This window comes from Streptomyces sp. NPDC002851 (genome assembly GCF_053591935.1).
Window position 1 is genome coordinate 79,047 of the sequence record NZ_JBSFUT010000022.1, and the last position, 12,204, is coordinate 91,250.

General features: G+C 68.9%; 11 protein-coding genes and 1 tRNA gene. 8 read left to right on the forward strand and 4 right to left on the reverse strand.

Features of this window, described 5'->3' with window-relative positions; translation table 11 throughout:
* Nucleotides 1–5 precede the first annotated feature (5 nt).
* Genes ACWD10_RS23170 through ACWD10_RS23205 form a run of 8 tightly spaced genes read left to right on the forward strand, consistent with a single transcriptional unit; the run spans nucleotide 6 to nucleotide 8,507 of the window.
* Nucleotides 6–1,286 (forward strand): MCE family protein, encoded by a 1,281-nt coding sequence (locus ACWD10_RS23170; protein ID WP_451093908.1) that lies wholly within the window; start codon nucleotides 6–8, stop codon nucleotides 1,284–1,286.
* Nucleotides 1,283–2,332 carry an MCE family protein gene (locus ACWD10_RS23175; protein ID WP_451093910.1) on the forward strand — a complete coding sequence of 350 codons (1,050 nt, stop codon included), beginning with the start codon at nucleotides 1,283–1,285 and terminating at the stop codon, nucleotides 2,330–2,332. The genes ACWD10_RS23170 and ACWD10_RS23175 overlap by 4 nt, the downstream gene beginning before the upstream one ends.
* Nucleotides 2,329–3,312, forward strand: a complete 984-nt coding sequence (locus ACWD10_RS23180; RefSeq protein WP_451093912.1) for an MCE family protein — start codon at nucleotides 2,329–2,331, stop codon at nucleotides 3,310–3,312. Before ACWD10_RS23175 ends, ACWD10_RS23180 begins: the two co-directional genes overlap by 4 nt.
* Nucleotides 3,313–3,317: 5 nt before the next feature.
* On the forward strand, nucleotides 3,318–4,481 hold the full coding sequence (locus ACWD10_RS23185) for an MCE family protein (protein ID WP_451094018.1): 1,164 nt from the start codon (nucleotides 3,318–3,320) through the stop codon (nucleotides 4,479–4,481).
* An 8-nt stretch (nucleotides 4,482–4,489) separates the two neighbouring features.
* Nucleotides 4,490–5,824 (forward strand): MCE family protein, encoded by a 1,335-nt coding sequence (locus tag ACWD10_RS23190; RefSeq protein ID WP_451093914.1) that lies wholly within the window; start codon nucleotides 4,490–4,492, stop codon nucleotides 5,822–5,824.
* Nucleotides 5,821–7,107 (forward strand): MCE family protein, encoded by a 1,287-nt coding sequence (locus ACWD10_RS23195; RefSeq protein WP_451093916.1) that lies wholly within the window; start codon nucleotides 5,821–5,823, stop codon nucleotides 7,105–7,107. The genes ACWD10_RS23190 and ACWD10_RS23195 overlap by 4 nt, the downstream gene beginning before the upstream one ends.
* A complete protein-coding gene (locus ACWD10_RS23200) occupies nucleotides 7,074–7,613 on the forward strand; it encodes a hypothetical protein (protein WP_451093918.1) in 540 nt (179 codons plus the stop codon). Before ACWD10_RS23195 ends, ACWD10_RS23200 begins: the two co-directional genes overlap by 34 nt.
* A gap of 54 nt (nucleotides 7,614–7,667) precedes the next feature.
* Entirely contained in the window at nucleotides 7,668–8,507 is an 840-nt protein-coding gene (locus ACWD10_RS23205) for a hypothetical protein (protein WP_451093920.1), read from the forward strand.
* Nucleotides 8,508–8,545: 38 nt separating this feature from the next.
* Here ACWD10_RS23205 and ACWD10_RS23210 read toward each other — a convergent pair whose 3' ends face one another.
* The 4 genes from ACWD10_RS23210 to ACWD10_RS23225 form a co-directional block, all read right to left on the reverse strand.
* Nucleotides 8,546–8,683 carry a hypothetical protein gene (locus ACWD10_RS23210; RefSeq protein ID WP_451093922.1) on the reverse strand — a complete coding sequence of 46 codons (138 nt, stop codon included), beginning with the start codon at nucleotides 8,681–8,683 and terminating at the stop codon, nucleotides 8,546–8,548.
* Nucleotides 8,684–8,884: 201 nt separating this feature from the next.
* Nucleotides 8,885–8,961, reverse strand: a tRNA-Thr gene (locus ACWD10_RS23215).
* A 124-nt stretch (nucleotides 8,962–9,085) separates the two neighbouring features.
* On the reverse strand, nucleotides 9,086–10,630 hold the full coding sequence (locus tag ACWD10_RS23220) for an alpha/beta hydrolase (protein WP_451093924.1): 1,545 nt from the start codon (nucleotides 10,628–10,630) through the stop codon (nucleotides 9,086–9,088).
* Nucleotides 10,631–10,831: 201 nt separating this feature from the next.
* Complete coding sequence (locus ACWD10_RS23225; RefSeq protein ID WP_451093926.1) at nucleotides 10,832–12,085, reverse strand: DNA polymerase III subunit delta'; 1,254 nt, start codon at nucleotides 12,083–12,085, stop codon at nucleotides 10,832–10,834.
* Between the last annotated feature and the right edge of the window lie 119 nt (nucleotides 12,086–12,204).

A 12,204-nucleotide genomic window follows, 5' to 3' on the forward strand; every position in this document is an offset into this window, starting at 1 on the left:
GCCACATGCGCATACCGACTCTGTCCCGGGCCCTGCCCCGTACCACCCAACTACGGCTGTACGGCGTGGTCTTCCTCATCGTGATCGCGCTGCTGCTTTCCCTGACCGTCGCCATCTACCAGCAGGTGTTCACCCCGGTCGTCCGGATCACCCTCCAGGCGAACACCATCGGCAACCAGCTGGAGCCGCGCGCCGACGTCAAACTGCGCGGCCTGCTCGTCGGCGAGGTCCGCGAGGTGCACGCCGACGGCCGGAAGGCGACGCTCGACCTCGCGCTCAAGCCGGAACACGTCGCCCTCATCCCGTCCGACGTGCACGCCCGGCTGCTGCCCAAGACCCTCTTCGGCGAGAAGTACGTCCAGCTGGTCACCCCCAAGAATCCGTCCTCCCGGCCCATTTCCGCCGGTGACGTCATCACCCAGGACCGCACCAAGGTCGGCATCGAGCTCCAGCGCCTGATGAACGACCTGCTTCCGCTGCTTCGCACGGTGCAGCCCGCCAAGCTGAACGCCACCCTGTCCGCGTTCGCCACCGCGCTCGAAGGCCGCGGCGACGAGATCGGCGACAACCTCGTCCGCGTGGAGGGCTATCTCCGCAAGCTCAACCCGCACATGCCGTCCATCAAGGAGAGCATCTCCCGCTTCGCCGATGTGGCCGAGGTGTACGCGGACGCCGCCCCCGACCTGCTGCGGATGCTCGACAACACCGTCACCACCAGCCGCACCCTGGTCGAGAAGCAGGACCAGCTCGCCTCGGCCCTGGCCTGGACCGCCACCGCCGCGAAGACCACGGACGGGGTGCTCGCCGAGAACTCCGACCGGCTCATCACCCTGGGCCGGGTGTCCCGTCCGACGCTGGATCTCTTCGAGCGCTACTCCCCCGAGTACCCCTGTCTGCTCGCCGGTCTGGTGCGGCAGAACAAGGCCTCCGAGGAGACCTACCGGGGCGGGAAGATGCGCATCACCCTCGAGTTCGTACGCCCACGCCCCGCTTACCAACCCGGCGAGGAACCGCGCTATGCCGAACGCTCCGGCCCCAACTGCCACGGGCTGCCGCACCCGAACGTGCCCGCGCCACCGATCCACCTCAACGACGGCACGAAGAACACCTTCGGTGGTTCCGGCAAGGGCGGGGCGGGCAGCGCCCTCTCCGGCACGGCGGCCGAGCAGCGTGCCGTCGGCTCGCTGGTGTCCCCGGTCATGGGCGTGCCCGCCGACGAGGTACCCGCGGTCGCGACGCTGCTCTTCGGTCCGATGGCTCGGGGAACGGCGGTGAACGTCACATGAGCACGAAGACCCTTGCGCGGAACGCCATGTCGACGGCCCCGCAGCTGATCAAGCTCGGCCTGTTCACCGTGGCGACCGTCCTGGCCACCGCAGTGCTCGCCGCCACCATCGTCAATGTCTCCTTCGCGCCCAAGGACACGTACACGGCGGTGTTCAGCGATGTCACGAGCCTGGAAGAGGGCGATGACATCCGGGTCGCGGGGGTACGGGTCGGCGAGGTGGAGTCCATCCGCATCCACAAGCGCACGCAGGCCGAGGTCAGCTTCAGCGTCTCCCGCGACCGGCCGCTGTTCACCAGCACCGGTGCCGTCATCCGCTACCGGTCCCTGGTCGGGCAGCGGTACATCGCGCTGACGGAGGGCGCGGGCAACGGGACCCGGCTCAAGCCCGGCGGCCGGATCCCGCTCTCGCGTACCGAACCGGCCCTCGATCTCAACGCGCTCCTGAACGGATTCAAGCCGCTGTTCGCCGCGTTGAGCCCGAAGGACGTGAACCAGCTGGCCACCGAGATCATCAAGACGCTCCAGGGCGAGGGCGGCACGGTCAACAGCCTGCTCGCGCACACCGCCTCGCTCACCTCCACCCTCGCCGACCGGGACAAGCTGATCGGCTCGGTGATCGACAACCTCAACACCGTCCTGAAGACCGTGAACAAGCGGAGCACCCGCTTCTCCGATCTCATCGGGCAGCTCCAGCGGCTGATCTCCGGACTCTCCGCCGACCGCAAGCCCATCGGTGACTCCCTCGCGGGCATCAACGGCCTCACGGAGGCCACATCGGGCCTGCTCAAGGACGCCCGGCCGCCGTTGAAGAACGACATCGCCGAGCTGAGGGACGTCGCCGGAACGCTGAAGGAGAACGAGAAGACCGTGGAGGGCGTCCTGAAGCGACTGCCGAACAAGCTGAACAAGTTGACCGGCACCGCGTCCTACGGCTCCTGGTTCAACTTCTATCTGTGCGACTTCGACGGCCGCATCGTGCTGCCGAAGACCAATGAAGTGATCACACCCGAACTCCATGTCGCCCGGGCGAGGTGCGGCGGATGATCCCTTTCCGTGAACGCAATCCCGTGGTCATCGGCGCCATCGGTCTCACCGTGATCGTGGCGCTCATCGCCGCGGCCTTCAACGCCGACCGGCTCCCGCTGATCGGGGACGGCGAGGAGTACAGCGCCGCGTTCTCCGAGTCGGGCGGGCTCAAGTCCGGCGACGAGGTCCGGATCGCCGGGGTGAAGGTCGGCAAGGTCGACGAGGTCGATCTGGACGGCGACCACGTCAAGGTCACCTTCCGGCTCAAGGGCGAACCGGCCTTCGGCACCAGGACCGGCGCGTCCATCCGGATCAAGACGATCCTGGGCGCGAAGTACCTGTCCCTCGAGCCGAAGGGCCCGGGCCAGTTGGAGCCGGGCAGCGAGATCCCGCTGAGCCGCACCACACCGGCGTACGACGTGGTGGAGGCCTTCAGCGATCTGACCGAGACCACCGAGCAGGTCGACACGGATCAGCTGGCCAAGGCCCTGGACACCATCTCCACCACCTTCGAGGACTCACCGGCCGAGGTCAAAGCGTCCATCAAGGGCCTCTCCCGGATCTCCAAGACCGTGGCATCGCGCGACAAGGCGCTGCGCGAACTCCTCGACAACGCCAACGGCGTGACCGGCGTGCTCGCCGAGCGGACCGACGAATTCAGCAAGCTGGTCAAGGACGGCGACAAGCTGTTCCGGGAGATCGACAAGCGGCGCAAGGTCATCCGCGCGCTGCTCAAGAGCTCGGTCGCCCTGGGTATCCAGCTCTCCGGCCTGGTCGAGGACAACAAGAAGGAGATCGGGCCCGCCCTCGCCAACCTGAACTCGGTGGTCAAGCTCCTGGAGCGCAACCAGAAGAGCCTCGACCGCAGCGTGAAGCTGATGGCGCCGTACATCCGGGTCTTCACCAACACCCTGGGGAACGGCCGCTGGTTCGACAGCTACATCCAGAACCTGGTCGCGCCCGGCCCGATCGAGCCGCGTACGGGAGGATCCCGGTGAAGCCGATGAAGCTGTCCGCGCTGAAGAAGTCCGTGACGAACCGGCGCTTCGTCCGTGGCCTGGCCGTCGTCGTGGCCCTGGCGGTCGTCGCCGCCGGTCTGGCCGTGGTGTTCTGGCCGACGACCTCGCCGGTCCGGGTGACCGCGTACTTCCCCCGTACGGTCGGCATCTATCCCGGTTCCGACGTACGCGTACTCGGCGTCCGCATAGGCCAGGTCAAGAAGATCACCCCGCAGGGCGACCGGGTGCGGGTGGAGCTCGAGTACGAGGGCGAGCGCAAGGTCCCCGCGGACGCCAAGGCCGCGATCATCAACTCCTCGGTGGTCAGCGACCGTTACGTCCAGCTGCTTCCGGTCTACCGCGGCGGCGCCACGATGAAGAACGGCGCCGTCATCCCGGAGCAGCGGACGGCGGTGCCGGTCGAACTGGACCGCGTCTTCGACAGTCTCCGGACGACCTCGGACGCGCTCGGCCCGCGCGGCGCCAACAAGGACGGGGCGCTGTCCCGGCTCCTCGGCGTCTCGGCGGACAACCTCGAGGGCCAGGGCGATCAGCTGCATACGACGGTCAAGAACCTCTCGCAGGCCGTCACCACCCTGTCCGGCGGCCGGAAGGACCTGTTCGGGACGGTACGGAATCTCCAGGTGTTCACGGCCGCGCTTGCGGCGGACGACGCGAGCGTCCGCGGGTTCAACGACAGCCTGGCCAATGTGGCCGACCAACTGGCCGATGAGCGCAAGGACTTGGCGCTCGCGATCAAGCATCTGGCGGCCGCGCTCGCCGATGTGGCCGACTTCGTGAAGGACAACAAGAAGGCCCTGACCTCCAATGTGAAGGGCCTCTCCAAGGTGACGAAGGTGCTCGTCACCCAGCGCGCCGCCCTGGAGGAACTGCTCGACGTCGCCCCCGCCGGTCTCTCGAATCTGCAGAACGCCTACAACCCGGAGTCCGGCACGCTCGACACCCGCAACAACGCCGACCACCCCCAGGACCCGGCCTCGCTGCTGTGCTCCGTACTCAAGACGACCGGGGACAAAGCCGACTGCGGTGACTTGAAGAAGCTGTTCGACTCCCTGCCGGAACTGCCCGTGGCGGGCGAAGCCCCGGCCCTCAAGGGCACCGGCTCGGTCGACAAGACGCTCGGCGGAATCCTGGAGACCCGTACATGAACCCGTACATGAGCAGGATCAAGGCAGGCCGGGCGGTCGTCTGGGCGGCTGCCGCCTCCCTCCTCACCGGCTGCAGCTTCAACGGTCTCTACGACGTTCCGCTGCCCGGCGGTGCCGCCGCCGACGACAACGCCTACCGGGTCACGGTCGAGTTCCGGGACGTCCTCGATCTCGTGCCGCAGTCCACGGTGAAGGTCAACAACGTCACCGTAGGAGCCGTCGAGAAGGTCGAACTCGTCGGCTGGCACGCCCGGGTGCGGCTGCGCATCTCCGATTCGGTGAAGCTGCCCGGCAACGCGATCGCCGAGCTGCGGCAGACGAGCATGCTCGGCGAGAAGTACGTATCCCTCGCGGCGCCGCCGGAGGGCGCGCCCAAGGGCAAGCTCACCGACGGCGCGAAGATTCCGCTGTCCCGCAGCGGCCGCAACCCCGAGATCGAAGAGGTGCTTTCGGCTCTGTCGGCCCTGTTGAACGGCGGCGGGGTGGCCCAACTCAAAACGATCTCAACGGAGTTGAACAAGGCCCTGGAGGGCCGCGAGAACCGGGTCAAGTCCCTGCTCTCTGAGCTGGACACGTTCCTCGGCGGCCTCGACAAGCAGCGCCATGAAATCGTCCGCGCACTGAAGGGCATCGACAAACTCTCCAAGACCCTGTCGAAGGAGAAGGCGACGATCGACCGGGCCATGACCACCATGCCGCCCGCGCTGAAGGTCCTGGCCGACCAGCGCAAGAAGCTGACGACGATGCTGACTTCGCTGTCCAAGCTCGGCAAGACCGGCACCCGCGTGATCAACGCGTCGAAGGCCGACACGGTGGCCAACCTGAAGAGCCTCCAACCCATCCTGAAGCAGCTCAACAAGGCGGGCAGCGACCTCCCCAACTCCCTGGAGCTCCTGACGACGTACCCGTTCCCGCGCGCGGCCACGGACGCGATCAAGGGCGACTACGTCAACCTCAAGATCACGTCCGATCTCGACCTGCGCAGCATCTACGGCAATCTCGCGGACGAGCCGTCGAAGAAGCAGAAGAAGCAGAAGGACCGGAAGCCGGAGGTGCCCGGACTGCCGGACACCCCGGATCTGCCCGAGACGCCGGATGTCCCGAACACCCCAGATCTGCCGGATTCCCCGGATTCGCCGGATTCGCCGGTGGACCCGACCCGTCCGGACGGCGAGAGCGGGGGCGGGGGCGCCGGGCTCTGCCCACCGGTCTGCACCGGAACCGCTGCCTCGTACGCGTACGGCGACGCGTACGGCGACGCGTACGGCGACACGGACAGCTATAGGAGCCAGGGCGTGAACCTCATGCTGGCGGAACTGATGCTGAAGGGGATGCTGCCGTGATCACACGTACGGTCAAGGTCCAACTGCTCGCCTTCGCGGCCGTCACCACGCTCGGGGTGTCCTACGTCGCCGCCGAGTACACCGGTCTCGCCGACAGCATCCTGGACCGCCAGTACACGGTGCGGGCGGAGTTCGCCGACTCCGGGGGTATCTACCAGGGCGCCGAGGTCACGTACCGCGGGGTCCCGGTGGGCCGGGTCGGCGACCTGCGCCTCGCGGGCGACGACGGCGTATCGGTTGCGCTGCACATCGAGAACGGCGCGGAGATCCCGTCCGACACCCTGGCGGTGGTGGCGAACCGCTCGGCCGTCGGTGAGCAGTACGTGGATCTCCAGCCGCGCGCCGACGACGGCCCGTACCTCAAGGACGGCAGCACCATCGACCGCCGGAACACCCGGAGTCCGATGCCCACCACCGAGCTGATCCTCAGCCTGGACCGCCTGGTGAACTCGGTGGACAAGAAGGACCTGCGGGTCACGGTCGACGAACTCGGCAAGGCGTTCGCCGGCACGGGCCCGCATCTGACCCGCCTGGTGGACTCGGGCAACGCCCTGGTCAAGGACGCCTCGGACTCGCTGCCGCAGACGATCTCCCTGATCGAGGACTCGAAAACGGTCCTGAAGACCCAGGCGGACAAAGGCTCGGCCATCAAATCCTTCTCGAAGGACCTGGCAACTCTGACCGGGGAGTTGAAGAAGAGCGACGGAGACATCCGCGCCCTGATCGACAACGGCGCCCCCGCCGCCCAGGAAGTGAACTCCATCCTGAAGGCCAACGAGACCCATCTTCCGGTCCTCCTCGGGAACCTGATCAGCGGCGGCCAGATCACCGCCGCCCGGCTGCCCGGCATGGAACAGATGCTGGTCACCTTCCCGATCACGGTCGCGGGCAGCTACACCGTGGTCCCCGGCGACGGCACCACCCACTTCGGCATGCAGATCAACGCCGACGACCCCCCGGCCTGCCGCCAGGGCTACGGAACCCAGCGCCGGGACCCTGAGGACACGTCCACCCGCCCGGCGAACACGGACGCCCGCTGCACGGCCCCGCGCGGCAGCAAGACCTCGGTCCGGGGCGCGCAGAACGCCCCGAAGGCGTCCGGGCAGTCGTCTTCCGGAGGAACCGGAGCAAACACAGGCTCGTACGTCACGGCCTACGATCCCGACACCGGAGCCGCGTACGGTCCGGACGGAACCCTCGTCGAGATCGGCTCGACGGGCGGAGCACAGAACACGTTCGGAAAGGACTCATGGCGATGGCTGCTCGTGGGCCCCATGGCATAACCCGCGCACTCACCACTCGTGCGAAGCGTCACAAAAGGGCGATCACCGCGACACTGACCGTCGCGGCCGTCGCCCTGACAGCCTCATCGATCTGGCTGGCCGTCCAGCTGCACGAGCACCAGGAAACCGAGCAGCGGAACCAGGACATCCTGACCGCGGCCCGCCAGTCGGCGATCAACTTCACCTCGCTCGACTACAGGCACTACGACCGGGACAGCAAGAACGTGCTCAAGGGCGCGACCGGCGAATTCAAAAAACAATTCTCGGCGCAGACAGCAGAGCTGACGAAGCTGGTGGCATCCAACAAGTCGGTCTCCGAGGGCCAGGTGCTCGACGCGGGCATCGCGCGGGCGGACGAGCGCTCCGCCCGCGTCCTGGTGGTCGCCGACAGCAAGGTCACCAACACGGCGTCCCCCAAGGGCACCGCCCGCAACTACCGCCTCCAGCTCGACCTCGTACTCGAGAACGGCCGCTGGCTGACCTCCAACGTAGAGTTCGTCGGCTGACCGGGCCCCGCGCCCGCCCCGTACCCCCCTCGCACCACCCGTAAGGAGAACCCCGTGGCGAAGCAGCCCGTCCGAGTCGCAGCGGCCGCCCGCGCCGCGGCCAAGCGCGCCGAAAGAGCCCGGGAACGCCCCGAGGACCTGGGGACGGCCGAGAAGGCTGATACGACCTCGGCGGCGGAGCCGGAACCGGAATCGGAACTGGGGTCAGAGCCGGGGTCGGCCTCGGAGCCGGAGCCGGAGCCGGGGTCAGAGTCGGCCTCGGAGTCGAACTCGGAACCAGAGTCGGAATCGGAGTCGACACAGGAGTCGTCACCGGAGTCGGAGTCGAAGTCGTCACCGGAGTCCGAAGGTGACACGCCGCCCGGCACCCGCTCCAGCCGCCTCCCCCGAGCATCCGTCGCGGCCCTCGCGACCCTCGCGCTACTCACCGTCGCGGGCGGGATAACCACCACCGTCCTGGGCCTGCAGTACCAGGAGACGTCACGTACCAACGAGGCACGCACGGAAGCGGTGGCAGCAGCGCGCAAGGCGGCCCCCGAGATCCTGTCGTACGACCACCGCCACCTGGACCGCGACTTCGCCACGGCGCGCGGCCACCTCACGGGTTCGTTCCTCGACGAGTACAAGAAGACGACCAAGACGGTCGTCGAGCCGACGGCCAAGAAGTACAAGGGCGTCGTCAAAGCCACCGTGGCCAAGCCCACGGGCGACAACGCGACACCGGCCGTGTCGGTGGTCTCCGCCACCCCGGACAAGGCCGTCGTCCTGCTCTTCATGAACCAGGTCACCAAGAGCACCCAAATCTCCGGCCCCCGCGTAGACCTCAACCGCGTCCGCATGACCCTGGTCCAAACCGACCAGGGCTGGAAGGTGAGCGCCGTCGACGCCCTGTAGCCAGGAAGCAGGAAGGACGAGCGGGTCCGCAGCCGGACTCACCACCGCGGCCCCTGGCCCGGGCCCCTGACCCGGACCCCTGACCCGGCGTCAGCGGCCGCGGTGGTGGCCTTGGCCTTGTCCCGGGCCTGGGCCTGGGCATGGGCCTGGGCACGACGGTGTTCGTCCTCGGCCATCCGGCGGCGCTAGGCCGCGGCCCGCCCTGCGGGTGGACCAGGGCACCCGAGCGCCTCGCGTACGGCGAGGCGTGGATCGACTCCGGGCACCTGTTCACCATCCCCGGAGGTGAGAGCCGGATCACGCGGGACATCTATCAGTCGGTCACGCCGGGTAAGAAAAAGCCCCAGGTCACGGGCTGCGTGACCTGGGGTTCCAAGTGGAGCCGCCTTCGGGATTCGAACCCGAGACCTACGCATTACGAGTGCGTTGCTCTGGCCATCTGAGCTAAGGCGGCGCGCTACGGGTGATGGATTCTCTCCGCGCAGGGAGAGGTTCGCATCAGCAGCGGCGCCAAGTCTACAGGGTTAATCGGGGTGCCTCTGACCAGCCCCCCAGCCCCCCAGCCCCCAGGGCGGGGGTCAGCACTTCGTGCCGTCGGCCGGGGGCTTGCCCTGGAGCAGGTAGCGGTTGATGGCCTTGTCGATGCAGGTGCTGCCGCGGCCGTACGCCGTGTGGCCGTCGCCGTCGTAGGTCAGGAGGGAGCCGGAGTCCAGCTGGGCGGCCAGGGCCTCGGCCCACTTGTACGGGGTGGCCGGGTCGCGGGTGGTGCCGACCACGACCGTGGGGGCCGCGCCATTCGCCGCGATGCGGTGCGGCTCGCCGCTGGGCTCGACCGGCCAGTACGCGCAGTTCAGGGAGGCCCAGGCCAGGCCCTCGCCGAAGACCGGGGACGCCTTCTCGAAGTCCGGCAGGCCCTCGCGTACCTCGTCGGGGTTCTTGAAGGCGGGCGGCAGGTCGAGGCAGTTCACGGCGGCGTTGGCGAACATCAGGTTCGCGTACTTCCCCTCGGAATCACGCTCGTAGTAGCTGTCGGCGAGCGCGAGCAGGCCCGCACCGTCCTGGTCGCGCATCGCGGCCGCGATGCTGTCGCGCAGCTGCGGCCACGACCCCTCGTCGTACATCGCGGCGATCACGCCGGTGGTGGCCAGGGACTCGGTGAGCTCGCGGTCGGCGCCGGTGGGCAGAGGCTTCCGGTCCAGGTCGCGGAAGAAGTCCTTCAGCTTCTTGCCCGCGTCCGTGGTGCTGCCGGTACCGAGCGGGCAGTCCGTGCGGCCGACGCAGTCCTTCGCGAAGGACTGGAACGCGGTCTCGAAACCGGCGGTCTGGTCGAGGTTCAACCGACGCGCGGGCAGCGACGGGTCCATGGCGCCGTCCAGGACCAGACGGCCCGCGCGCTTCGGGTAGAGGCCCGCGTAGGTCGCGCCGAGGAAGGTGCCGTACGAAGCGCCGACGTAGTGCAGCTTCTTGTCGCCCAGCGCGGCGCGCAGCACGTCCATGTCGCGGGCCGCCTCGACCGTGGAGACGTGCCCGAGCACCTTGCCGGAGCGCCGCTCGCAGGCCGTCGCGAACTGCTTGTAGGCGTCGACCAGTTGGTCCGTCTCCTTCGCGTCGTCCGGAGTGACGTCCACCTGCGTGTACGCGTCCATCCGCTTGCCGTCGAGGCACTCCACGGGCTCGCTGCGGGCGACGCCGCGCGGGTCGACCGCGACCATGTCGTACTGCGCGCGGACCGGCTCCGGGTAGCCGAAGGCGGCGAACGACTGCAGGTACTGGATCGCCGAGCCGCCCGGCCCTCCGGGGTTGACCTGGAGCGAACCCAGACGCTTGCCGGGACCCGTGGCCTTCTTGCGGGCCACGGCGAGGTCGATGTCGCCGTCACCCGGCTTCTCGTAGTCGAGCGGGACCTTGAGCGTCGCGCAGTCGAACTCCGGGACGCCGCACTCGCGCCAGCGCAGCTTCTGCCCGTAGTACGACTTCAGGGCGCTCGGCGTCTCCTCCGGCAGCGCGGACCGGGACGTGTTGGATGGCGATGGCGAGCCCCCGGACGAACAGCCGGAGATCAGCAGCGCGGCGGCCGTGAGGAGAGTGCCGCCGGTACGGAGGAGGTCGCGCCTGAGGTGCATTCGCTGAGCGTAACTCTCGGGCGAGCGGACGTGTACGTTCCGTGGTCACGCGTGCTCGTATGAGTGACTCTATGCAGTCGCTGGTACTCGTCCTGCGCGGCCGGGCCCACGAGAGCACTGTTGTGTTGGTTCTCGTATGCGTGACCCTTTTGAGTGACCCATGCGGTCGCTGAGCTGGTACGAGCGTCGCCGCGCTGTCGCTCAGCCCGTCCGCAGCGCCATCGTCATCGCCTCGACCGCGAGCAGCGGGGCCACGTTCCGGTCGAGGGCGCGGCGGCAGTCCGCGATCGCCTCGATGCGGCGCAGGGTCGACTCCGGCGAGCTGCCCAGGGCTATGCGCTCCAGCTCGCCCTGCAATTCGGTGTTGGCGATGGCGATACGGGAGCCCAGCTGTAGCGCGAGGACGTCCCGGTAGAAGCCCGACAGGTCGGTGAGGGCCAGGTCCAGGCTGTCCCGCTGGGTCCGGGTCCTGCGGCGCTTCTGCTTGTCCTCCAGGTCCTTCATGACGCCGGCCGTGCCGCGCGGCATCCGGCCGCCCTGCGACGCGCCGAGTGCGGCCTTGAGCTCCTCGGACTCCTTGACGTCCAGCTCCTCGGCGAGCTGCTTGGCCTCCTCGGCCGCCGCGTCCACCAGTTCCTGCGCGGCCTTCAGGCAGTTGCCCACCTGGTCGACGCGGAGCGGGAGCTTCAGCACGGCCGCCCGGCGCTCACGGGCCCGCTCGTCCGTGGCGAGGCGGCGGGCCCGCCCGATGTGGCCCTGCGTCGCGCGCGCGGCGGCGGCCGCGGCCGGGGGCTCGATGCCGTCCCGCCGCACCAGCAGGTCGGCGACCGCGTCCACGGGGGGCGTACGCAGCGTCAGGTGGCGGCAGCGCGAGCGGATGGTGGGCAGCACGTCCTCCTGCGACGGCGCGCAGAGCAGCCATACGGTGCGGGGCGCGGGCTCCTCCACGGCCTTCAGGAGGACGTTGCCCGCGCCCTCGGTGAGGCGGTCGGCGTCCTCCAGAACGATGACCTGCCAGCGGCCGCCCGCGGGCGAGAGCTGCGCCCTGCGCACCAGGTCACGGGTTTCCTTGACGCCGATGCTCAGCAGGTCGGTACGGATCACCTCGACGTCCGCGTGCGTCCCCACGAGCGAGGTGTGGCAGCCGTCGCAGAAGCCGCACCCCGGGGCGCCGCCCAGGGCACGGTCCGGGCTCGTGCAGTGAAGCGCGGCGGCGAAGGCACGCGCGGCCGTGGCACGGCCGGAGCCCGGCGGTCCGGTGAACAGCCAGGCGTGCGTCATCTTCGTCGTGCTCTTCGTCGCGCTCTTCGTCGTGTTCTTCGTTGTGCCCGACTCCTCGGGCGCGGCGGCTGTGCCGGACGCCTCCGCCGTCACCAGGGCGTCGGCGTCCCGGGCGGCAGCGTCGAGCTGCGCCGCAACGCGCTCCTGTCCCACCAGGTCGTCCCATACGGACATGGGGCCACCGCCTCTCCACAACTCTGCGTTTGCGCTTGCCGGTCCATTGTGGAGCAGGGGTCTGACAACGCCGGTACGGGCACATCCAGCCCGCCCGGCGTGCAGCACGGGCAGCCCCA